The sequence below is a fragment of the Xanthobacter autotrophicus ATCC 700552 genome, assembly GCF_043194565.1.
In the GTDB taxonomy this organism is placed as follows: domain Bacteria; phylum Pseudomonadota; class Alphaproteobacteria; order Rhizobiales; family Xanthobacteraceae; genus Xanthobacter; species Xanthobacter autotrophicus_F.
In genome coordinates, this window is sequence record NZ_JBAFVS010000025.1 from 1 (window position 1) to 21,278 (window position 21,278).

Genomic DNA, 21,278 nt, shown 5'->3' on the forward strand with positions numbered 1-21,278 from the left:
CGAGCGGCAGCGAAAGGCGCAGCTCGGCCGGGGCGATGCCGTAGTCCCTGAGCCATCGCATGGGAGCGGGTGGCCCATGGCCGCGATGGAAGGTGTCCCAACCCTCCTGCGCGCGGGCGCCGGGCCAGTCCACCGCAATGTCCGAACGGCCCTCGGGCACCGCCGGATCGGGGGAGAGCGCGAAGCGCAGGGCACGGGAGGTGGCAGCCTCCACCAGCTCGCCGCGCTCGGGCGCGGGCGCCCCGTCGACCAGCCTTGCGAGCCGCGTCGCGTGCTCGACGGCCATGGCGCGCTGATCCGCCCGGATGATCGCGCCCCGCTCCGCCGTGAACAGCCAGAAGCTGGCGATCTGGCCGAGGATCATGGCTGCCACCGAAAGCAGGGCCACCTGGGCCAGCAGGCTGGTGGGCAGAAGACGCCTCATCTCGCCTCCCGCACATCGGCGGCGAGGCTGTAGCCGCCTGCCCGGATGGTGGTGATGATCTTCGGCTCAGCCGGGTTCGCCTCGATCTTGCGGCGCAGACGGCTGACCTGGTTGTCGATGGTGCGGTCGAAGGCGTCGGCGCTGCGGCCGCTGGTCAGGTCCATCAGCTGGTCGCGGGAGAGCACAAAGCGGGGCCGCTCCAGAAAGGCCACCAGCAGCTTGAATTCGGCGGTGGTGAGGGCGACCTCCCGTCCATCCGCCGCATGCACGAGCTGGCGGCTGTCGGTATCAAGTACCCAGCCGGCAAAGGCCAGCTTGCGCCCGCCGAGGGCGCCCGCCAACAGTTCGGGGCGCTCGCTGCGACGCAGGATGGCCTTCACCCGCGCCAGCAGCTCGCGGGGGCTGAAGGGCTTCACCAGATAGTCGTCCGCGCCGATCTCAAGGCCGACCACCCGGTCGGTCTCCTCCGCCAGCGCGCTGAGCATGAGGATGGGCGGGCCGCCCGCCGCGCTCAGGCGACGCGCCGCCGAAAGCCCGTCCTCGCCCGGCATCATCACGTCGAGGATCACGAGATCGAAGCGTCCGCCCCGCAGATGCTCGTCCATCTCAGCCGCCGACTTCGCGGTGGTCGCCCTCAGCCCGTTCTTCTCCAGGTACCGGCCGACCGCATCCCTGATCTCGCGGTGATCGTCCACGACCAGGATGTGAGGAATGTGAGGGTGCTCTGGCATGGGGCAGGTTTAGCGCCTCCTTGGGCGACCCGGAAAACCAATTGTCGCGTCCGGTCGCGAAGGCGGGGCTTGCGACAGAGCGATACACTTCGCCCCTTCCGCCGATATCCTGCTGCGACGCAGCCCGCCCATCCTCCCCCCATCGAAATGCACAACCGATGAGGTGAGGACATGAAACGCAAGACGCTCGCGATCCTGGGCGCCGTCGCCGCCGTTGCCGTAGTGGGGGCGGTGTCGATCCCCGCCATTGCCGGCGGCCCGGGTGGCTGCTGGGGCGGCGGTCCCGGCTTCGGCATGATGGGCGGCCATGGCGGCCCGGGCTGGCAGGGCATGGGTGGCCCCATGAACGGCCCAATGGGTGGGCGCATGGGCGGTGGCATGGGCGGCCCCATGGGCGGCGGCATGCATGGGCCCATGGGCCGCTTCGCCGCCGCGCAGGTCTTCATGACCTTCGACGCCGATGGGAACGGCACCGTGACCGTCGCCGAGGCGGAAGCCGGCATCGAGAAGCTGCGGGCGAGCCATGATGGCGACGGCAACGGCACCTTGTCCCGCGAGGAGTTCGGCAAGCTCTTCGCCGAGGTGACGAAGAACATGGCCGACCGCCCCTTCGCCATGCTCGACGCCAATGGCGACGGCCAGCTGAGCGCCGAGGAGATGCGCTTTCCCGCCCAGATGATGGCGCGGATGCAGGCGTGGCACGGCCAGCAGGCCGCGCCCGGCACCAAGCCGGGGAACTGATCCGGAGCCGGGGGCGGTCCCGCGCCGGGGCCGCCCCATCCCCCGACACGGAAAGGCAAAGTCATGACCGTCCCCGTCGCCGCCGGATACTCTCGCACCCAGATCGCCCTGCATTGGGCGGTCGCGGCTCTCGTGGCCGCCCAATATCTCTTCAACGACGCCATCGCCGAGGCCTGGAGCGCCTATGTGAAGGGCACGGCGGCCCTCGGGTTCGACCCGCTGGTCCCTGCCCATGTGGCGGGCGGCGTCCTCATCCTCGCGCTGGTCCTGTGGCGCATCGCCCTGCGCGCGACGCGCGGCACGCCGCCGCTGCCCGAGCGCGAGCCCCCGGCGCTCGCCGTGCTGGCGCGGGCGACGCATCTCGCTTTCTATGGGGTGCTGATCGCCCTTTCGGTCTCCGGCGCCCTCGCTTGGTTCGCCGATGTCCGGCCCGCGGCCGGCGCCCACAACGTGCTGAAGGTGGTTCTGCTGGCGCTGATCGTTCTGCACGTCCTCGCCGTGATCTTTCACCAGAGCGTGCTGAAGACCAGCGTCATGCGGCGCATGGTACGTCCCGGCGCCTGAGGGCGGGGGCGTCGCGGAACCTCAGGCGGGTGAAACCGCTTCGGCTTCCAGCCGGCCATCGCGAAGGGCGAAGATGTGGTCGAAGCGATCAAAGATCTTCTCATCGTGGGTGACGGCGATGATCGCGGCATCCTGATCGATGGCGACCTGGCGCAAGAGGTCCATGACGATCCCGGCGCGCTTGGAGTCGAGGGCCGCGGTGGGCTCGTCAGCCAGGATGATGCGCGGGCGATTGGCCAGCGCGCGGGCGATCGCGACACGCTGCGCCTCCCCGCCCGAAAGCTTGGCCGGCATCGCCGAGCGTCGATTGCCGACCTCCAGATAGTCGAGGAGCTCGGCCGCCCGTGCTCGGGCCGTCTCGGCATCCTTGCCGGCCAGGCGCAGGACGAGGGCCACATTGTCGGTTGCGTCGAGAAAGGGGATCAGGTTGTGGAACTGGAAAATGAAGCCGATCTTGTCCAGCCGCAGACGCCTGAGATCCGACCTCAGCCAGCGCCCATCCTCGATCACGCGCTCGCCATCGAGCGCCATCGATCCCGACGAGGCCGCGAGGATGCAGCCGATCACGTTCAGCAGTGTCGTCTTGCCGGAGCCCGACGGACCCAGCAGAGCCACCACCTGGCGCGGGTAGACCGTCAGCGAGACGTCGCGCAGGGCATCGACACGCGTTGCTCCCGTGCCGAAATGCTTGGAGATGTGATCGAGGCGAACCAGGGGATCACCGGCCAATGGCATGTCGCCTACCCTCCGAGCGCTGTGGCGGGATCAACCCGCAAGGCCGCGCGAACACCCAGGCCGCTCGACGCGATGCAAACCGCAAGCACGATCAGGCCGAGCCCGGCGACATTGTCCGCATCGAGGACCACCCGACGCGGGAAATGATCCTTAATGGCGAAGATCATGGCCGTGCCGAGCGTGAACCCGATCAGGCCGAGCGCCAGCGCCTGCTGCACGATCATCAGGACGATCGTGCGATCGGGGGCGCCGATCAGCTTGAGCGTCGCGATCTGCTTCAGCTTTTCCATGGTCATCGTATAGATGATGAGGGCGATGATCACCGCGGACACAAAGAGCAGGATTGTCGTGAACAGCCCGATCTGGCGTCGGGCGCGATCGACCAGCGACCGGGACAGGATATCCTCCTGCTCCGCCTGCGTGATGGCCGAAAAGTGTTTCCACCGACGAACCGTCTCCGCCACGGCATCCACTGACGCATTGGGTTGAAGGCGTGCGATGACGGCATTGACCGTGTCGCGACCGGCCCCCGCGGTTCCGCGTGCGATCTGGACGCGGGCCGCGGGAGGACCAAGATCGAACTGCAGCTTCTGCGCGTCCCCCAACGTGATGTAGACAGCCGGGTCGCCGCCGGAATTGACCTGGTGCCGGGTGAGGCCGACGACCGCGAACGTGTTGCGCCCGAGCTTGATCCTGTCGCCGAGAACAAGTCCGGTCGCCTGATCGGCGACCATCTCGAAATGGCTGCGCGCGATGGCGCGTCCTTCGACGATCTCCGGCGGCCCCCCTGGCCTCGTGAGCTCGTAGCCGATGACATAGAGGCGGAGCTTGCGGCCTTGATGATCTGCCTCGACGGTCTGGTAGGTGATGCCGCCTGCCGCGGTCACGCCGGCAATGCGCGCCACCGCTTCGCGAACGTCGCCTGGAATGCGGGACGCTTCGGCGAACGGGCCGCGCGAGTTGGCTTCCACGACCCAGAGATTGACTGCCGGCGCACGGGAGATCGTCAAGGCGTCAACGACGATGCCGCGATAAATTCCGATCATCGCCATGACTACCCCGAGCAAAAGGGCGAGCCCCAGGCAGGTCAGCAAGAAGCGCCCGAGGTTGTGGCAAATGTCGCGATAGGCAAGGTTCATGGGGCGCCTGCCTCGATGGCGCGCGCGGCCCGGTCCTCCTTGAAGGCCGGATCGACCTGGGTGACGACAAGCGCTCCCTCGGGCAGGCCGCCGACGATTTCGAGCCGCCCATCCTCGGTGCGGTGGCGAAAGGCGACGAGACGGCGCTTGAGGCGTCCCTGCTCCACGGTCCAGACCTTGCCTTCCCGCCCGTCATAGCCTTGCACGGCGGCTTCCGGAACGAGCAGGGCCTTGTCGAGCGTGGCGACGGAGATCCAGAACTCGACTTGCTCGCCGAGGAAGATGCGGGGCGGAGGATTGTCTCCCTTCACATAGATGCGCCGCTCCTCCGTGACACGGTCGCTTTCAAGGCCGATGCGCGTCACGCGCCCGGTGAAGGTTTGCTGCGGGCTTGAGCGCCTGCGGGCGTCGACACGCTGGCCCTCCTCGATGAAGCCGGCACGCGCCTCGTCCACATAGGCCAGCCCCCAATAGGTGCCGACCGCCACGAGGGAAAAGATGGGCTCCCCCGGATTGACGACGCTGCCGGCCTCCTTGTGGCGCGCGATGACGATGGCGTCGTAGGGCGCGACCAGCGTGCGATGGCGCAGCATGGTCTGCTCAAACTGCAGCTGGGCGCGCGCATCGGCGAGCTGGGCCTTGGAGCTTGCAAGCTCGCTTTCCGCCACAAGCGCATCCGCATTGGCGACAGCCTCGTCGAGCAGCGTCTCCTCGGCGACTTGCTGGGAGACGATATCGCGTCCCGCCAGGGTTTGCTTGCGCCGGTTGGCCACCTGCTTCTGGGCGAAGACGGCCTTCGCCTTCTGGAGGTTCGCCTCGGCGCGACGGATGTTGACCTCGGCGATCTCCACTGCAGCCACCGCCTTGGCGACCTTGGCCTCCTGCTCCCCCGCGTCGAGGCGCGCGAGCAGCTGCCCCTGGGACACGCGGTCCCCATGATCGGCCAGAAGCTCGGTGAGGGTCGCACCGACCTCGAAGCCGATCTTGGACAACACCTGGGCCTCGACGGTGCCCAGGCCGAACACCCGCACCGGCACGTTTTGCTCGGGAGAGGCGACGTTGACGGCAATGGGCCTGCTGCCGACGAACAAGACCCCCGCCACAAGCATGGCGACCGCCGCGGCGGACAGGGCCATCGTCCTGAGCATCCGTCCTCTGGGGCGCCTTTCGGCGGCGCCCGCGGATGAGGAAGGCATGGGCGGCTGCGCCCCGTCTTGTCCGTCCGACACTTTCACCTCCTCCCAGAAGTCTCCACCGCGTCGCACCGACATCCGGGTGAGGCCGATATCAGCATCATTTCGGACGCGGCGCATTGCTCGGACCCCGGGCGATCCTCGGCAGGCTCAATGCGCGCGGCGGACGACAATCCCGGCAACATCCGCCTGGCGGAGCAAACCCGATGAGACAGGCCGGTCGCGACAAAGTACGACAGAGGGGGGGCCTCCGCCCCCCACGGCGGCGAGGCCCGCCCCGTCACGCTCACATCATGCATCCCATGCCGGTGAGCAGCTCGTTGGCCTTCTTCTTCTGGCCATCGCTGAGCGCGGTGTAGAGGTCGCTTAGCGGCTGCTTCATGCCCTTGAGAGCGGCGACGCGGGCTTCCATCACCGCGACGCGGGACTCAAGGCGCTCCATCGGCGTATCGGCGTCAAAGCTGGCGCGCATGGACTGGTGCAGGCCCTGCATGCTGACGAAATTGTTCTTCATCGCCACCACATAGGCGTCCCATGCCTTGGTCTGCGCATCGGTGACGCCGAGCTCGGCCTTCAGGAAGGCAACTCGCCCCTCAATGAAGGCGGGGAGCTGGCCGTCGGCATCACCCGTCATCCAGCCACCGCAGCCGCCCATCATGCCCCGGGCCGAGCGATGGAACCCGGGACCCCAGCCCCCCTGGCCGGGACCCATATATCCCGGACCCTGACCCATCATGCCCGGACCATAGCCGGGCCCACCGCCCATCTGGGCGCTCGCCGGCACGGCGGACAATGCCGCCGCGACCAGCGCGAACGCTGCGACGCCCGTGACGGAAAAAGACTTGATCTTCATGACGCTCTCCCTTCCTGCGGGCGGACACGTCCGCCCCTCCGACCTGCGCCGGGGTTGAGCCCGAACATTTTACGCCGCGCCTGCGCCTCCTGCCGCATCGATCCACGCGCAATGCCCCAATCGTGAGGCATGGCGGACGGCTTTCGCGGTCCTGTCGCGCGACCCACAGCAGCGGGCGGGCACACCCGAAACTGTCGTTACCGATGGCCGGCATCACCGCGCTACCGGCGATAGACCTCGATCAAAAATGCGTTTGCACGCATATGCGCATGAGCGTAAATAGATCCCATGCAGTCCGCCCTCACCCTTCTGTCGGCCCTGGCCGAACCCACCCGCCTCGCGGCGATGCGCCTCCTATGGGACGGGCGCGAGCATTGCGTCTGCGAACTCGTGCGCGTCCTCGGTGTCACCCAGTCCCGCATGTCGCGCCATATGGCGGTGCTCAAGCAGGCGGGCGTCGTGGTGGACCGGCGGGACGCCCAATGGGTGCGCTACCGCCGCAATCCCGAATTGCCGGCCGAGCAGGCCGCCATCATTGATGCCGTCCTCATCAGCCTGGACGCGTCATCGAACAGGAGAGCCGCATGAGCGCCGACCTGTCATTGACCGGGCGCAAGCCGCCGCGGGATGCATCGCCTCTGGCCTGGGCCGCGGCAACGATAGCGGCGATCGCCCTCTGGTTCGTGGTCTATGCCCAGCTCGCGCCCTTCTCCCAATGGCTGGTGGCCCGCCTGCCGGTGGAGCCCGGCAGCCATCTTGCCGATGCGGTCACGTTCTTCATCTACGACACGCCCAAGGTGCTGATGCTGCTGACGCTGGTGGTGTTCGCCATGGGCGTGGTGCGCAGCTTCTTCTCCGCCGAGCGCACCCGTGCGCTGCTCGCCGGAAAGCGCGAGGGGCTCGGCAATATCGCGGCCGCCGGCCTCGGCATCGTCACGCCTTTCTGCTCCTGCTCGGCGGTGCCGCTGTTCGTCGGTTTCGTCTCCGCCGGGGTCCCCCTTGGCGTCACCTTCTCCTTCCTCATCGCTGCGCCCATGGTCAATGAGGTGGCGCTGGGCCTGCTGTTCGCGCTCGTGGGCTGGAAGGTGGCGCTCACCTATCTGGCCTTCGGCCTGGCGGTGGCCATCGTCGCCGGCTGGGTCATCGGGCGGCTGCACCTGGAGAGCTGGCTGGAAGACTGGGTGCGCAACGTGCGCGCCGCTCCGGTCGAGCTGCCGCCGAACGGCATGACGCTGGTGGATCGCATCAAAGCCGGCCTCGACGCGGTGCGCGACATCGTCGGCAAGGTGTGGATGTGGATCATCGCCGGCATCGCGGCGGGCGCCTTCATCCACGGCTTCGTGCCGGCGGACCTCCTCGCCTCCATCATGGGGCGGGATGCGTGGTGGTCGGTTCCCGCCGCGGTCCTGCTGGGCATTCCCATGTATTCCAATGCCGCGGGCATCATCCCGGTGGTGGAGGCCCTGCTGGCCAAGGGGGCGGCGCTGGGCACCGTGCTCGCCTTCATGATGGCGGTGATCGCCCTGTCGCTGCCGGAAATGATCATCCTGCGCAAAGTGCTGAGCCTGAAGCTGATCGCCGTGTTCGTGGGCGTGGTCGGCGCCGGCATCCTCGCCGTGGGCTTCCTGTTCAACGCGCTGTTCTCTTAAAACAAGAAAGGCGAAGGCCAAGAAAGGCAAAAACCATGAAAGACGTGAAGGTGCTCGGCCCCGGCTGCTCCCGCTGCGAGGCAACGGCGCAGATGGTGCGGGACGAGGCGGCCAAGCTCGGGCTCGACGTGAGCGTGGAGAAGGTGACGGACTATGCGGTGATCGCCGGCTACGGCATCGCCTCGACCCCCGGCATCGTCATCGACGGCAAGGTGGTGCATGCGGGCGGTCTGCCCAAGCCGGACGACGTCGCCCGCTGGCTCGCGGCCTGAACGCTGCCATGCTGGAATACAAGGTTCGCGCGGCGCGCATCGACGCACACGGCAGCCTCGCCCGCACCAAAGAGGCCGAGATCACCCTCGACACCGACGTCGGCGGACGCGCCGATGCGTTCAACCCGGCGGAACTGTTTCTCGCCGCCATCGCGGCCTGCATGATCAAGGGCATCGAGCGGGTGACCCCGATGCTGAATTTCGAGCTGCGCGGGGTGGAGGTCGCGCTCCACGCCGTTCGGCAGGACGCGCCGCCGAAGATCATCTCGGTGGATTACGAATTGATCGTCGATACGGACGAGACGGAGCAGCGCCTGGCTTTGCTCCACACCAACGTCCGCAAGTACGGCACGATTTCGAACACCGTGGCGGAAGCAACCCGATTGGACGGGACCATCCGAAGGAAGGGGTGAGCGTCATCAGCGCGCCGGCCCCGCCAGCGCGCATGCGATCAGTCGTGATCCATGAAAGGCCAAGTCCATGACGAAACGAGGCGTGGTCATCTGCGCGCCGATGCGCACGGCGATCGGCATACCCTTTCGGCGGTCATGCTCTGTTGGGTAACCACAAGCAGACGTTTCCTAAATCCACAAAGGATCATCTCCAGCCCTGCCTGGCAGCCATCCGCGGGCGCGATCTAGAGCAGATCTTCCCATTGTCGTGCGCCGTGCACGACACGGACGATCTCCGCTCCCTCGTCGATCTGGCGGTACAAAATCAGGTAGTTGCCGGCTGGGAGGCTTCTCAGCTCAGGCCGTACCTCCGGCCTCGCAACGCCGATGCCTGGCATCTCCCCGATCCGCTGGCAACGGCGGTAAATATCTTCGTACCAGTGTCGGGCCGCTGAAGGATTGTCCTCGGCAATGTAAAGGGCGATGGCTTCGATGTCCGCCTCGGCCTGTGGTCGAAGCCGGTCGCTCATTCTCCCCCACGTCCGGCAATCTTGGCATCGAGCTTCTGCCTGATCCGGGCGAAGGCTTCATCACCATCGACAGCGGGGCCGCTGCTCATGCCGGCATCCCACAACTGCCCCAGCTCTTCGACGGCCTTGGCACGCAGCGTCCTCCGGTGCTTCCAGTCGCGCAGGGCCTCCCGCATGACCTCGCTCGCCGACGCATACTCGCCGGTCTCGACCACCTCACGCATCATCGCCGCCATTTCAGGGGTGAGGGCGACACTCACCTTCTCGACATTGGCCATGAGACCGTTCTCCTTTTGTCCAATGGTAGGCAAGCTTACTACCAACAGCAAGCGGAGAGTTTTCGGAAGTCGGGAGCAGCCCGGCACCATCTCCAGCAAAGAAGCTGTGCACCGCCATGACGTTGCGTAATGGCTAAGGCCTTGCTGGTTCAGTTCGTGCCCCCAAAGCAGGCGTTCCAAAGGGCCGCAACGGGTCACAGCCCGTAAGCGCGCCAGGGGGAAAGATCCCCGCACCGGCGACACCCGCTGGAAGGTGCCGGGGTGACCAATCGAGCACGCCCGGGACCTTCCAGCCGGTGCACGACGCATCCGTCACAGAGAGTGTTCAGATCAGCGACCAAGGAGCGAGAAGTGGAGGCGAGAGCTGGGCGGCGGGATGAAAGACGGAAGCTGTCCCGGTGCTTGTAAAGGAAGACCTGATCACCGCGGCGAGGCATAGGGGATCTACCGACCTCGCGGCACGCAAGAGACCGTGAGCCAGGGGCGCCCAAGCCGCGCGTCTCATACCCTGTCGAATTTTGGAGAAGACGGGATTCGGATGCAGGTAGGGGTCGCGTCACGACCCTGCCAAGACGGCCAATCAGCTTCCAGCGCAGGACAAACGGGCGGCTGTGACGCAAAAGGCCAAAACAACCCTTAGTTGCAAGTGGCGCACCCGACACGATTCGAACGTGTGGCCTCCGCCTTCGGAGGGCGGCGCTCTATCCAGCTGAGCTACGGGTGCCTGCTGCTGACGCAGTGCTTACGCGGATTCCCTGCGAAAGTGAAGCCCTCGGCCCAACGCTCGCAAGTCTTTGAAATCAAAAACGCTTTTCTTCGCACTCTTCGCATCGACCGGCTTAACACGCGCCCGGCGCTCTATCCGGCTGAGCCACGGGTGCGCGTTGCGGACGCTGCTTGGGTCTTCATACTGGAAGCCGGCGCGGGCGGCAACAGGTGCCAAAGCCTCGGCCTCCGCCTGCAACACGGCGAGCAAGGCCATGAAACGTTCGCTTTGGACCAGAACTTGGGCGCGCGCCCATTCCGCCGCCGCGACGCCGTCTCCGGCGGAAAGCCCCGCCAGGATGGCCTCATGCGCAGCGAAGGACGCCTTTATGCGGCGCACCAGATGGAGGCGAGCCGACGACAGGGCTGCATCACCCGGACGCTCTCAGCCGAAAGAGATGGAGCGTGCGGCGCACGCGCGCCTTGCCATCGCCGGCTTCCCGCTTTCCCATAGGCGCTTCGGCAGCGGGCTCTGGGATCACGGCGGGGCGATGCGATGAGTTCCAACACTTCCTTCTTCGGCGACCTCCTCACCTCCATCGCGGAGCGCGGGCGCTCGCTGCTCGACCGGTCGAGCCGGGTGTCCGGCGCCACCAAGGCGGCCACCCTGGTGGAGCGGTGCGAGCAGTTGCTCTCCGGCCGGGGCGAGGCCTCCGGCGTGGCCCTGGCCTCCGACATCCTCGACCGCTACGCCCGCATGAAGACGGGCGAGCGCATCGCCTTCTTCGAAGCCTTGGCGGAGACCTTCGGGCCGGATCGCGCCCGGCTCGAAAAGGCCATCGAGAGCTACGGCCGCACCGGCTCCGACGCGGCGGCCGCCGAACTCCATCTGGCCAGCGAGCCGCGCCGGCAGGAGCTGTTCCGCCGGTTCAACCTCGGCCCCGGCGCCACACTCTCCCTGGTGCGCATGCGCGAGAATCTCATGGACGCCCTCGTCCATCGCCGGGATCTGGCCGCCGTGGACCGGGATTTCGGCCACCTCTTCTCATCCTGGTTCAACCGGGGGTTTCTCGTGCTGCGCCGCATCGACTGGGCGACGCCCGCCAACGTGCTGGAAAAGATCATCCGCTACGAGGCGGTGCACGCCATCCGCGACTGGAACGATCTGCGCGCCCGCGTGGATACGCCGGACCGGCGCTGCTACGCCTTCTTTCACCCCGCCCTCGTGGATGAGCCGCTGATCTTCGTGGAAGTGGCGCTCACCAAGGACATTCCGGGCGCCATCGCCCCGGTGCTGGACCAGTCGCGCGCGCATCTGGAGCCGGAAAAGGCCACCACCGCGGTGTTCTATTCCATCTCCAACTGCCAGCGCGGGCTCGGCGGCGTCTCCTTCGGCAACTTCCTGATCAAGCAGGTGGTGGAGGAGATTTCCCGCGAGATTCCCTCGCTCTCCACCTTCGTCACCCTTTCGCCAGTGCCCGGCTTCCGCGCGTGGCTGGACGCCGAGCGCAAGGCGGAGAACTCCCCTGCCCTCACCCCCGCCGACCGCGAGGCGCTGGCCGTGCTCGATACACCGGACTGGGCCGAGACGGCGGAGACGCGCGAGGCCCTCGCACCGGTGCTCTCGGCGGCGGCGGCCTATTATTTCATGGTCGCGCGCACCGCCAAGGGCAAGCCGGTGGACCCGGTGGCGCGCTTCCACCTGGGCAACGGGGCGCGGCTGGAACGCATCAACCCCATGGGCGACCTCTCCCCCAAGGGCATCGCCCAGGCCGCCGGGCTGATGGTAAACTACCGCTACGTGCTGGCGGACATCGAGAAGAATCACGAAGCCTTCCTCGGCAAGGGCGAGGTGGTGGCGAGCGGGCCTGTGAAGAAGCTGCTGAAGGCCGAGGCCGCCAGCCGCGCCCTCGTCCCCACCTCCTGAGGCGGATCGACCAGAATGGATCGGTTCCCGGACAACCGGGCCGATGGCACGAGAGACACGATGAGCGAAAACCACCTCTTCGGCGCCATCCGCGCCGCCATGCCCGCCCTCGACACGCCCCTCGCCAGCCTCGCCGATGGGCGGGTGGAGACCTATGGTGCCCTGCTCGCGCTCTCCGCCCGCCTTGCCCATCTGCTGGTGGCGGTGGGGGTGAAGCCCGGCGACCGGGTGGCGGTGCAGGTGGAGAAATCCTGGCCGGCCCTCGCGCTCTACCTCGCCACGGTGCGCGCCGGTGGCGTCTACCTGCCGCTCAACACCGCCTACACCCTGAACGAGGTGGCGTATTTCCTCTCGGATGCCGAACCCACGCTCTTCGTCTGCTCGCCGCAGATCGAGAACGACGCCCGCGCCTTGGCGACACGCCTCGGCGTGCCCTCCATCGAGACCCTGGGCGCCGACGGCACCGGCTCGCTGATGGACGGGGCGGCGCAGTTGCCGGCGGATTTTGCTGACGTGCCGCGCGGGCCGGAAGACCTCGGCGGCATCCTCTACACCTCCGGCACCACCGGACGCGCCAAGGGCGCCATGCTGAGCCACGACAACCTCTTGTCCAACGCCCTGACGCTGAAGGACGAATGGCGGTTCACGTCGAACGACGTGCTGCTCCACGCCCTGCCCATCTTCCACACCCACGGGCTGTTCGTGGCGTCCAACATCGTGCTTCTGGCCGGTGCCTCCATGGTCTTCCGGGCGAAGTTCGATCCGCGCGAGGCGCTGGAGCTGATGGCGGCGGGCAAGGTCACGAGCCTGATGGGCGTGCCCACCTTCTACACCCGCCTCCTCGACCAGCCGGGCCTCACGCATGAGGCCACGGCGAAGATGCGCCTGTTCGTCTCCGGCTCGGCGCCGCTTTTGGCGGAGACCCATCGCGCCTTCTTCGAGCGCACCGGCCACGCCATTCTCGAACGCTACGGCATGACCGAGACCAACATGAACACCTCCAACCCCTATGACGGCGATCGCCTCGCCGGCACGGTGGGCTTCCCCTTGCCCGGCATTTGCCTGCGCGTCACCGATCCGGAGACCGGGCGGGTGCTGCCCACCGACGAGATCGGCATGATCGAGGTGAAGGGTCCCAACGTCTTCAAGGGCTACTGGCGCATGCCGGAGAAGACGGCAGCGGAGTTCCGCGACGGCTTCTTCATCACCGGCGATCTCGGCAAGATCGACGTCAGGGGCTACGTGCACATCGTCGGCCGGGGCAAGGACCTCGTCATCACCGGCGGCTTCAATGTCTATCCCAAGGAGGTGGAAGGCGAGATCGACGCCATTGCCGGCGTGGCCGAAAGCGCGGTGATCGGCGTGCCCCATCCCGATTTCGGCGAGGGGGTCACCGCCGTGGTGGTGCCCGCAGGAGGCGCCAGCCTGACCGAGGCGGACATCCATGCCGCGCTGGAGGACCGCCTCGCGAAGTTCAAGCAACCCAAGCGCGTGTTCTTCGTGCCGGAGCTGCCGCGCAACACCATGGGCAAGGTGCAGAAGAACGTGCTGCGCGACACCTACAAGGACATCTATCGCAGCGTGGCGTGATACCCATGCCCATGAGCTCGTCTCATGAGCATGGGTCAAGCCCGCGCGGCATTTGAGCGTCACCCACTTGGCATCGGTCGAAGACCGAGGCCGATGGTATAAGGTCCTTTCACCGCACCACGGGGGCCACGTCCACGCCCACGGACAGGAGATGGTCGCCGGAGGTGACGATGACCCCGTCCACCGGCGCCACATCGGCATAGTCGCGGCCGACCGCGAGGATGATGTGGTCGTCCCCCACAGGAATGGCATTGGTGGGATCAAGGCCGATCCAGCCGGTCTCCGGTCCGCACCAGATCTCGACCCAGGCATGGGTCGCGTCCGCCCCTTCAAGGCGCGGCTGGCCTTCCGGCGGGATGGTGCGCAGATAGCCGGAAACGTAGCGCGCCGGCAGGCCGAGGCCGCGCAGCCCGGCAATCATCACCTGGGCGAAGTCCTGGCACACCCCGGCCCTCGCGGCGAAAGCCTCATGGGGCCGGGTGGCCACATGGGTGGCGCCGGGCTCATAGGTGAAATCCTCATAGACCCGGTGCATCAGCTCCAGCCCCGCCTCCAGCACCGGGCGGTCGCCGCGGAAGCTGGTGGCGGTCCACTCGGTGATATCGGCGTCGAGCGGCACGGCGCGGCTGGGAAACAGGCCGTGGGCCGCAGCGTCCGGACCCAGGTCCGCCTCCTCCAGCGCCGCGGCGCGCACATCGTCCACCAGCAGCGTCTCGGCCGGATCCGGCAGGGCGGTGGAGGTCACGTCCACGCGGCTGCGGGTGGTGAGCGAGAGATGGTCGTGGGGCTGATCGAGGGTGAGCCAGGTGAGGCCGTTGCCGAAGAAGTCGATGCCGTGTTCCAGCTCCGCCGGATCAGGATCGATGTCGAGGATGTGGGCGATGACGTGCTGGTGGCCGATGCGGTCCACCGGCGTCATGCGCAGCACCTGCCGCACCACCCGCACGGGCACCTGATAGCTGTAGGTGGTGGTCTGGCGGATGTCGTAGAGCATCGGTCCCTTCCTCGCGGATGCCTCGGATGCAACACATCCGGGATCCCTTTCGATCAGCCGCTGCGCGATCTGCGCGCAGACGGAACGCTCACACGGAGGGCTCACACGGAGCAGTCACATGGAGCAGTCACATGGAGATGTCACATGGACAGCGAGTGCGTCATCTCCGGTGCATGGCCCTGGAGGAAATAATGGGCGGCGATCTCGTCGGAAAGCTCCATCAGCATCTTCTCCATGGCGTCGAACCAGGCCGGTTCGAAGCTCTCCGCCGTGCTCGCGGCCAGCTCCGCCTGCATGCGGGCGACCAGGCGCTCCCAGAGCGGCGGCGGCGCATCCTGGTCGCGGCCCGGCAGCACCTTCAGGTGGTTGGCCATGCGGTGCACCTGGAACGCCACCGAGCGCGGATTGTCCGGATCAAGCAGCACCAGGTCCAGCACCGGCCCGCGCGCCTCCATCATCACGTAGCGGGTGCGGTAGGTGATGAGGCTGTCCGCCACTTGCAGCAGCGCATCGAGGGAGCCGAGCGGCGCGCCCAGCTCGCCGAAGGTGCGGGCGAAGCGCAGGGTGCCGATGGCCCGCTCGGTGCGCCGGCCCAGCTCCAGAAACCGCCAGCCGGTCAGCCGGTTCATATTCTCCGAGGCGAGGCCGTAGAAGGCGGCGATGATGCGCAGGGCGGCATCCGCCCGCTCCGCCGCATCCGCTTCGGACGGCGCGCTGGGAATGGGCGCATCGACGCAGGCCTCAAGGTCCACCAGCGCCCGCCAGGCGTCGGGTGAGAAGCGGTCGCGGATCACCGACGCCGAGGCCCGGGCCGCCTGCACCAGTTGCGGCAGGGCGCCGGGCACGTCGCGGCGGGTGAGCACCGCCACCGCATAGCGGGCAGGAGTTGCCCGGGCGAGATCGCGCGGCATGGCGCCCCAGGCGCCCAGAAGGCCGAGCAGGCGGGTGACCAGCGGGCTGGTGCCGCTGTCCCCGCTCTCGGCGAGCCGGCCCACCAGCACCCGCGACAGCCGCAGGGTGGCCTCGGCGCGCTCCACATAGCGCCCGAGCCAGAACAGATTGTCCGCCGCCCGGCTCGGCAGCGTGCCGGAGGAACGGCGCACCTTCACGTTGGCGGAGTTTGGCAAAAGCGTGGTGTCCGACACCGCCTCGTCGGCCAGCACCCACACGTCCGCCGAGCGGTCGCCCTTCTGCATGGAGACGGCGCGGGCATCGGGGGCGGAGGAGATGCGGCAGAAGCCGCCGGGCATCACCGTCCAGCCCTTGTCGGTGGCGGCGAGGAAGACGCGCAGCATGAAGGGGCGGGGCGTCAGCTTCTCGCCGGTCCACACCGGGGTGGTGGACAGGCGCGCGATATCCTGGCCCACCACGTCGCCGCCGCGCCGGGCGAGCAGGGTGGACAGGCGTCGCCGATCGACGGCGGTCAGGTCGGCGCCCAGCACCGAGCCGCCATCCGGCAGGCCCGGCAGGGCGCGGCCGAAGGCCGAGGAGATGACCAGCTCGTCGAGATGCTCCATCACCTGCGCCCGTTCCGCAGGCTGGCCGCACCACCAGGTGGCCACATGGGGCAGCTTCAGGGGCCGCCCGAACACGCGGGTGGCAATGCGCGGCAGGAAGGCGAGCAGGGCTGGCGCCTCGATGATGCCGGTGCCCAGCGCATTGGCCAGCGACACCCCGCCCATGCGCACCGCCTGCACCAGGCCCGGCACGCCGAGCCGCGATCTGGCATTCAGCTCCAGCGGATCGGCGAAGTCGGCATCGAGCCGGCGCAGCAGCACGTCGATGCGCCGCAGCCCCGCCACCGTGCGCACGTGGAGCGTATCGCCGCGCACGGTCAGGTCCTCGCCCTCCACCAGCAGGAAGCCGAGATAGCGCGCCAGCAGCGCGTGCTCGAAATAGGTTTCGTTGAGCGGGCCCGGGCTGAGCAGGCCGATGCGCCCCTCCCCGGTCCGGTCGAGCTTCATCAGCGAGGTGCGCAGCGCCTGGAAGAAGGAGGCGACCCGCTGCATGTTGAGGTTGCGCGACACATCCGGCAGGGCGCGGGTGGAGGCGAGACGGTTTTCCAGCGCATAGCCGGCACCCGAGGGCGCCTGGGTGCGATCTGCGAGCACCCACCAGCGGCCGTCCGGCCCGCGCCCCACATCCGCGGCGTAGACCCGCAGGAATCGCCCGCCCTCGGGCTTGATGCCCACCAGCGGCCGCAGGAATTCGGGGCTGCCGGCCACGGCGGCGGCGGGCAGGTCGCCATCGGCGACCAGATGGCCGGCGCCGTAGAGGTCCTGAAGCACCACTTCCAGTAGTTCGGCGCGCTCGATGAGGCCGGCGGACAGCACCTGCCAGTCCGCATCCTCGATGAGCAGGGGCATGTGGCTGAGCGACCAGGGCCGCTCGCCGCCGCCGGTATCGTCATAGACGCGGTAGAAGACGCCCGAATCACGCAGATAGCGATCGGCGGCGGAGAAGCGCCGGCGCAGTTCGTCGGAGCCGAGTTCCGCGAGGGCAGCGAGGAAGGGCATCCAGTGGCGGCGCGGCTGGCCGTCCTGATCCATCATCTCGTCGCGGATGCCCGGCAGGGTCCGGTAGCCTCCGATGAGGCTTTCCGCCGCCGCCCGTTCGAACACCTCGCTCCGCTGCTCGGCCCCCGGCACGATCGCCCCTTCCACGGCCGGATGCGTTTTGGGCGGCATGTCCGCAGCGATCCCGTCCAAAATCTCAATCCGCCTCTAAGCCTAAGAGAGAGAGCGTTCGACCAATCAAATCGCAGCGCAATCCGACGGCAACGCCCGCAAGGTGCCCGGCGTTCCCGAACGCCCCATTATGACCGGCCCGGCGCCGGATGCACTCTTCTTTGGAAGAGGTCGAGGACGCCCCGCTGTGGAGCACCTCGGCCGGCGCCGCCCTTGCCCGGCCTTCCACGGAAGGAAGGAGGCCGGTCTGCCGCCCGGTGAGCGGGCGCCAAGGCCAACCGGCCCAACCGGCGACCCTGCACCAGACGTTTGATTTCAAACGAGATTCACCCAGCCCGAAAGCGGCCCCATCGGATCGCCCTCGCCCCGCCCCCTCCCGACGGGGAGGAGGCGGGGGCCAAGGCCGGGTTCGGCGATGCCTTACGCGCCGATCGGGCGGCGCAGGTCGAGGGTGGTGGGGAACTCGTCCGGCGCGTTCTCCTCCGGCACAGGGGTGGTGCCGGGCGTGTGGCCGTAATCCTGGAAGCGGGCGAGGCGGCGCGCCTCGGCTTCATAGGAATTGACCGGGAACGTCTCGTAGCTGCGTCCACCCGGGTGCGACACGTTATAGCGGCAGCCGCCGCGCGACCGCTCGCTCCAGGTGTCCACCACGTCGAAGGTGAGCGGCGCCTGGACCGGGATGGTGGGATGCAGGCCCGACCAGGGCTGCCACGCCTTGTAGCGCACGCCCGCGACGAAGGTGCCGTTGCGGCCCGTGGGTGCCAGCGGCAGCCGCCGCCCGTTGCAGGTGACGATGTGGCGGGCGGGATTGAAGCCCTCCACCTTCACCTGCAGGCGCTCCACCGAAGAGTCCACGTAACGCGCGGTGCCGCCGACCACGCCTTCTTCACCCAGCACGTGCCAGCATTCCAGCGCCTGGCGGATCTCCACGTCCACGCCGCCCCGCTGCACCTTGCCGTAATGGGGGAAGCGGAACTCGAACTGGGCGCGGAACCACTCCGGATCGAAGCTGTAGCCGGCGTCCGAAAGGTCCTCCAGCACGTCCACGAAGTCGGCCCACACATAGTGGGGCAGCATGAAGCGGTCGTTGAGGATGGTGCCCCAGCGCGCGCACTTGCCGGTGACCGGCTTGTGCCACAGCCGGGCGATGAGCGCGCGCAGCAGCAGCTGCTGGGCCAGGCTCATGCGCCAGTCCGGCGGCATCTCGAAGCAGCGGAACTCCACCAGGCCCAGGCGGCCGGTGGGGCCGTCCGGGGAATAGAGCTTGTCGATGGAGATTTCCGTGCGGTGGGTGTTGCCGGTGACATCCACCAGGATGTTGCGTAGCAGGCGGTCCACCAGCCACGGCGGCGTCGGCCCTTCGGCCGCACCGGGCAGGCCGATCTTGGAGAGCGCGATTTCCAGCTCGTAGAGGCTGTCGTGCCGCGCCTCGTCCACCCGCGGATGCTGCGAGGTGGGGCCGATGAAGAGGCCCGAGAACATGTAGGAGAGCGAAGGATGGCGCTGCCAGAACAGCAGCAGGCTCTTCAGCAGGTCCGGACGGCGCAGGAACGGGCTGTCGGCCGGCGTGGCGCCACCCACCACCACATGGTTGCCGCCGCCGGTGCCGGTGTGGCGGCCGTCCACCATGAACTTCTCGGTGCCCAGACGCGCCTGGCGGGCCTCCTCATAGAGGATGCGGGTGATCTCGACGCAGCCGTCCCAGGTGTCCGACGGATGGACGTTGACTTCCAGCACGCCGGGATCCGGCGACAGGCGGATCACGTGGAGGCGGTAGTCGAACGGCGGCGGATAGCCTTCGAAATGAATGGGCGTGTTCAGTTCGATGGCCACCTGCTCGATGGCGGCGATGAGGTCCAGATAGTCTTCCAGCACCTCCACCGGCGGCAGGAACACGCACAGGCGCCCGCCGCGCGGCTCCACGCAGAGCGCGGTGCGGGTGTCCTCGGTGAAGACCTGGGTGGAGTTCTTGGCGAGATACTGGCGCACCAGCTCCTGCGCGCGCTCGCCGGTGCCGTAGGCCTCGCCGCGGGCGTCGGTGCGGGGCGCGATGCGGTAGCGTTCGCGCACATCGCTTGCCGGCTCACCAACCCCATCGCTTGCCGGCGCGCCGCGGTAGCGGCCGGTGAAGGCGTCGGCGTCGGGCAGCGGATCGCGCGGCTCGAACGGATCGGCGGGCACGATGTAGGGATAGCGCGTGGGCGCCAGATACAGCATGGATTCCAGCGGCAGCCGGTATCCGATCGGGCTTTCGCCGGGGATGAGGAACAGGAATTCGCGGCGGAAGGTCCAGGCTTCCGAGCGCCAGACCGACCCCTGCGGCGTCCGCACCCGCGCCAGCGGCAGCACCGAGCCGGTGGCGTTGGCGAGGCCCTGGTTGAAGGTGCGTGCCAGCATGCGGCGCTGCACCTCGTCGGCCATGCGCTCGTCGCCGGGGGCGATGTTCTCGGGAAGGCACTGCTCCTTCCACATGAAATAGATGTTGTCCTCGAACGCCTGGTGCACGAACTGCTCGCCCACGCCGAGCTTCTCGGCCACGGCCTTGCAGAAGCGCTCGGCATCGGCGGCGGTGACGCCATAATCCACCGTTTCGTCGGCGATCAGGTCCTCGCGGGTCCAGATGGGCTGGCCATCCTTGCGCCAGAACAGGTCGAACGACCAGCGCGGCAGCGTCTCGCCGGGATACCACTTGCCCTGGCCGTAATGCAGCACGCCCTCGGTGGAGAAGCGCTTGCGCAGGCGGCGGATGAGGTCATCCGCGCGCACCCGCTTCTGCGGGCCGAGGGCCTCCGTGTTCCACTCCGGCGATTCATAATCGTCGATGGAGACGAAGGTGGGCTCGCCGCCCATGGTCAGGCGCACATCGCCGGCCTTGAGGTCCACATCCACCGTCTGGCCCAGTTCGTCGAGGGCGGCCCAGGTCTCGTCCGAGAACGGCAGCGTGACGCGCGGCGCCTCGGCCACGCGGGCGACGCTCATCTCGAAGCCGAATTCGGTCTCGGTCTTCTCCATCAGATAGCCGGTGATGGGGGCGGCGGACCGGTAGTGCGGGGTGGCGGCGAGCGGGATGTGGCCCTCGCCGCAGAGCAGGCCCGAGGTGGGGTCAAGGCCGATCCAGCCGGCGCCCGGCACATAGACCTCGCACCAGGCGTGCAGGTCGGTGAAGTCCACGTCGGTGCCGGAGGGGCCGTCGAGGGCCGCCACGTCCGGCTTCAGCTGGATCAGGTAGCCGGAGACGAATCGCGCGGCGAGGCCCAGATGGCGCAGCACCTGAACCAGCAGCCAGCCGGTGTCGCGGCAGGAGCCGAGCTTCTTGGTGAGGGTCTCGTCCGGGGTCTGGACGCCCGGCTCCATGCGAATGACGTAGCCGATCTCCTTCTGCAGGAGCTGGTTGATCTCCACCAGGAAATCGACGATGCGGCGCGGCTCGAGCGAGACGCCGGCGACGAAGGCGTCGAAGGGGGCGCCCTCGTTCTCCAGCTCGAGATAGGGGGCAAGCTCCGCCTTCAGCTCGGGGGTGTAGGTGAAGGGGAAATTCTCGGCATAGTCCTCGACGAAAAAGTCGAACGGATTGAGCACGTCGAGCTTGGCGAGGAGGTCCACCTCGACCTTGAACTCCTCCACCTTCTCCGGGAACACGATGCGCGCGAGCCAATTGCCGAACGGGTCCTGCTGCCAGTTGATGAAATGTTCGGCTGGTGAAATCTTGAGCGAATAGGCGGGTATCTCAGTACGGCTATGCGGCGCCGGACGCAGCCGGATGGTCTGCGGTCCCATGGTGACCGGGCGCTCGTACGTGTAGCTCGTAACGTGATGCAGGCTCGCGAGGATCGACATATATGGCACCTGGTCCTGCGGGCATTGGCCCTAGGGG

Annotated in this window: 19 protein-coding genes, 1 tRNA gene and 1 pseudogene; 8 read left to right on the forward strand and 13 right to left on the reverse strand. The window is 67.8% G+C overall.

Going from position 1 to position 21,278, the window contains the following annotated elements; all coding sequences use genetic code 11:
* Together V5F48_RS20320 and V5F48_RS20325 are read right to left on the reverse strand one after the other, a co-directional pair.
* A pseudogene (locus tag V5F48_RS20320) lies at positions 1-424 on the reverse strand (ATP-binding protein); the annotation flags it as partial.
* Positions 421-1,155 carry a response regulator gene (locus V5F48_RS20325; protein ID WP_394260137.1) on the reverse strand — a complete coding sequence of 245 codons (735 nt, stop codon included), beginning with the start codon at positions 1,153-1,155 and terminating at the stop codon, positions 421-423. The gene V5F48_RS20325 and the pseudogene V5F48_RS20320, both read right to left, overlap by 4 nt.
* A 171-nt stretch (positions 1,156-1,326) precedes the next feature.
* On the opposite strand from V5F48_RS20325, the gene V5F48_RS20330 reads away from it, so the two are divergent.
* Positions 1,327-1,896, forward strand: a complete 570-nt coding sequence (locus tag V5F48_RS20330) for an EF-hand domain-containing protein (protein WP_394260138.1) — start codon at positions 1,327-1,329, stop codon at positions 1,894-1,896.
* Positions 1,897-1,959: 63 nt separating this feature from the next.
* A complete protein-coding gene (locus V5F48_RS20335) occupies positions 1,960-2,460 on the forward strand; it encodes a cytochrome b (protein WP_394260139.1) in 501 nt (166 codons plus the stop codon).
* Between the two features lie 21 nt (positions 2,461-2,481).
* Here V5F48_RS20335 and V5F48_RS20340 read toward each other — a convergent pair whose 3' ends face one another.
* From V5F48_RS20340 to V5F48_RS20355, 4 genes are all read right to left on the reverse strand, one after another.
* Positions 2,482-3,195, reverse strand: a complete 714-nt coding sequence (locus tag V5F48_RS20340) for an ABC transporter ATP-binding protein (protein ID WP_394260140.1) — start codon at positions 3,193-3,195, stop codon at positions 2,482-2,484.
* Positions 3,196-3,200: 5 nt separating this feature from the next.
* Positions 3,201-4,334, reverse strand: a complete 1,134-nt coding sequence (locus V5F48_RS20345; RefSeq protein WP_394260141.1) for an ABC transporter permease — start codon at positions 4,332-4,334, stop codon at positions 3,201-3,203.
* Positions 4,331-5,470: an efflux RND transporter periplasmic adaptor subunit gene (locus V5F48_RS20350; protein ID WP_394260142.1), complete on the reverse strand. Its 1,140-nt coding sequence runs from the start codon at positions 5,468-5,470 to the stop codon at positions 4,331-4,333. The genes V5F48_RS20345 and V5F48_RS20350 overlap by 4 nt, the downstream gene beginning before the upstream one ends.
* Positions 5,471-5,813: 343 nt before the next feature.
* Positions 5,814-6,380 carry a Spy/CpxP family protein refolding chaperone gene (locus V5F48_RS20355; protein WP_394260143.1) on the reverse strand — a complete coding sequence of 189 codons (567 nt, stop codon included), beginning with the start codon at positions 6,378-6,380 and terminating at the stop codon, positions 5,814-5,816.
* 288 nt (positions 6,381-6,668) lie between these two features.
* Here V5F48_RS20355 and V5F48_RS20360 point away from each other — a divergent pair, with 288 nt between their 5' ends.
* Genes V5F48_RS20360 through V5F48_RS20375 form a run of 4 tightly spaced genes read left to right on the forward strand, consistent with a single transcriptional unit; the run spans position 6,669 to position 8,714 of the window.
* Positions 6,669-6,968 (forward strand): ArsR/SmtB family transcription factor, encoded by a 300-nt coding sequence (locus tag V5F48_RS20360; RefSeq protein ID WP_394260144.1) that lies wholly within the window; start codon positions 6,669-6,671, stop codon positions 6,966-6,968.
* A complete protein-coding gene (locus V5F48_RS20365) occupies positions 6,965-8,029 on the forward strand; it encodes a permease (protein WP_394260145.1) in 1,065 nt (354 codons plus the stop codon). The genes V5F48_RS20360 and V5F48_RS20365 overlap by 4 nt, the downstream gene beginning before the upstream one ends.
* Positions 8,030-8,064: 35 nt before the next feature.
* Positions 8,065-8,301: a thioredoxin family protein gene (locus tag V5F48_RS20370; RefSeq protein WP_237347777.1), complete on the forward strand. Its 237-nt coding sequence runs from the start codon at positions 8,065-8,067 to the stop codon at positions 8,299-8,301.
* Between the two features lie 8 nt (positions 8,302-8,309).
* Complete coding sequence (locus V5F48_RS20375; protein ID WP_394260146.1) at positions 8,310-8,714, forward strand: OsmC family protein; 405 nt, start codon at positions 8,310-8,312, stop codon at positions 8,712-8,714.
* Between the two features lie 224 nt (positions 8,715-8,938).
* On the opposite strand, the gene V5F48_RS20380 is transcribed toward V5F48_RS20375, so the two are convergent.
* From V5F48_RS20380 to V5F48_RS20395, 4 genes are all read right to left on the reverse strand, one after another.
* Positions 8,939-9,223: a type II toxin-antitoxin system RelE/ParE family toxin gene (locus V5F48_RS20380; protein WP_394260147.1), complete on the reverse strand. Its 285-nt coding sequence runs from the start codon at positions 9,221-9,223 to the stop codon at positions 8,939-8,941.
* Positions 9,220-9,501 carry a ribbon-helix-helix domain-containing protein gene (locus tag V5F48_RS20385; RefSeq protein ID WP_394260148.1) on the reverse strand — a complete coding sequence of 94 codons (282 nt, stop codon included), beginning with the start codon at positions 9,499-9,501 and terminating at the stop codon, positions 9,220-9,222. Before V5F48_RS20385 ends, V5F48_RS20380 begins: the two co-directional genes overlap by 4 nt.
* 647 nt (positions 9,502-10,148) lie before the next feature.
* A tRNA-Arg gene (locus tag V5F48_RS20390) sits at positions 10,149-10,225 on the reverse strand.
* Between the two features lie 18 nt (positions 10,226-10,243).
* On the reverse strand, positions 10,244-10,606 hold the full coding sequence (locus V5F48_RS20395; RefSeq protein WP_394260149.1) for a hypothetical protein: 363 nt from the start codon (positions 10,604-10,606) through the stop codon (positions 10,244-10,246).
* 156 nt (positions 10,607-10,762) lie between these two features.
* Here V5F48_RS20395 and V5F48_RS20400 point away from each other — a divergent pair, with 156 nt between their 5' ends.
* Complete coding sequence (locus V5F48_RS20400; protein WP_394260150.1) at positions 10,763-12,133, forward strand: malonyl-CoA decarboxylase; 1,371 nt, start codon at positions 10,763-10,765, stop codon at positions 12,131-12,133.
* 60 nt (positions 12,134-12,193) lie between these two features.
* On the forward strand, positions 12,194-13,723 hold the full coding sequence (locus V5F48_RS20405) for a malonate--CoA ligase (protein ID WP_394260151.1): 1,530 nt from the start codon (positions 12,194-12,196) through the stop codon (positions 13,721-13,723).
* Between the two features lie 109 nt (positions 13,724-13,832).
* Here the strand turns inward: V5F48_RS20405 and V5F48_RS20410 are convergent, their stop codons facing one another.
* From V5F48_RS20410 to V5F48_RS20420, 3 genes are all read right to left on the reverse strand, one after another.
* Entirely contained in the window at positions 13,833-14,717 is an 885-nt protein-coding gene (locus V5F48_RS20410) for a transglutaminase family protein (protein WP_394260152.1), read from the reverse strand.
* A 140-nt stretch (positions 14,718-14,857) separates the two neighbouring features.
* Complete coding sequence (locus tag V5F48_RS20415; RefSeq protein ID WP_394260153.1) at positions 14,858-17,404, reverse strand: circularly permuted type 2 ATP-grasp protein; 2,547 nt, start codon at positions 17,402-17,404, stop codon at positions 14,858-14,860.
* 420 nt (positions 17,405-17,824) lie between these two features.
* Entirely contained in the window at positions 17,825-21,241 is a 3,417-nt protein-coding gene (locus tag V5F48_RS20420) for a transglutaminase family protein (protein WP_394260154.1), read from the reverse strand.
* Positions 21,242-21,278: the final 37 nt, after the last annotated feature.

Excerpts from the sequence above, each read along its gene's own strand:
- V5F48_RS20385 (WP_394260148.1), bottom strand. The coding sequence starts at position 9,501 with ATGGCCAATGTCGAGAAGGTGAGTGTCGCCCTCACCCCTGAAATGGCG.
- V5F48_RS20355 (WP_394260143.1), bottom strand. The coding sequence starts at position 6,380 with ATGAAGATCAAGTCTTTTTCCGTCACGGGCGTCGCAGCGTTCGCGCTG.
- V5F48_RS20330 (WP_394260138.1), top strand. The coding sequence starts at position 1,327 with ATGAAACGCAAGACGCTCGCGATCCTGGGCGCCGTCGCCGCCGTTGCC.
- V5F48_RS20410 (WP_394260152.1), bottom strand. The coding sequence starts at position 14,717 with ATGCTCTACGACATCCGCCAGACCACCACCTACAGCTATCAGGTGCCC.
- V5F48_RS20360 (WP_394260144.1), top strand. The coding sequence starts at position 6,669 with ATGCAGTCCGCCCTCACCCTTCTGTCGGCCCTGGCCGAACCCACCCGC.
- V5F48_RS20350 (WP_394260142.1), bottom strand. The coding sequence starts at position 5,470 with ATGGCCCTGTCCGCCGCGGCGGTCGCCATGCTTGTGGCGGGGGTCTTG.
- V5F48_RS20420 (WP_394260154.1), bottom strand. The coding sequence starts at position 21,241 with ATGTCGATCCTCGCGAGCCTGCATCACGTTACGAGCTACACGTACGAG.
- V5F48_RS20335 (WP_394260139.1), top strand. The coding sequence starts at position 1,960 with ATGACCGTCCCCGTCGCCGCCGGATACTCTCGCACCCAGATCGCCCTG.
- V5F48_RS20345 (WP_394260141.1), bottom strand. The coding sequence starts at position 4,334 with ATGAACCTTGCCTATCGCGACATTTGCCACAACCTCGGGCGCTTCTTG.
- V5F48_RS20400 (WP_394260150.1), top strand. The coding sequence starts at position 10,763 with ATGAGTTCCAACACTTCCTTCTTCGGCGACCTCCTCACCTCCATCGCG.
- V5F48_RS20365 (WP_394260145.1), top strand. The coding sequence starts at position 6,965 with ATGAGCGCCGACCTGTCATTGACCGGGCGCAAGCCGCCGCGGGATGCA.
- V5F48_RS20370 (WP_237347777.1), top strand. The coding sequence starts at position 8,065 with ATGAAAGACGTGAAGGTGCTCGGCCCCGGCTGCTCCCGCTGCGAGGCA.
- V5F48_RS20340 (WP_394260140.1), bottom strand. The coding sequence starts at position 3,195 with ATGCCATTGGCCGGTGATCCCCTGGTTCGCCTCGATCACATCTCCAAG.
- V5F48_RS20405 (WP_394260151.1), top strand. The coding sequence starts at position 12,194 with ATGAGCGAAAACCACCTCTTCGGCGCCATCCGCGCCGCCATGCCCGCC.
- V5F48_RS20380 (WP_394260147.1), bottom strand. The coding sequence starts at position 9,223 with ATGAGCGACCGGCTTCGACCACAGGCCGAGGCGGACATCGAAGCCATC.
- V5F48_RS20375 (WP_394260146.1), top strand. The coding sequence starts at position 8,310 with ATGCTGGAATACAAGGTTCGCGCGGCGCGCATCGACGCACACGGCAGC.
- V5F48_RS20325 (WP_394260137.1), bottom strand. The coding sequence starts at position 1,155 with ATGCCAGAGCACCCTCACATTCCTCACATCCTGGTCGTGGACGATCAC.
- V5F48_RS20415 (WP_394260153.1), bottom strand. The coding sequence starts at position 17,404 with ATGCCGCCCAAAACGCATCCGGCCGTGGAAGGGGCGATCGTGCCGGGG.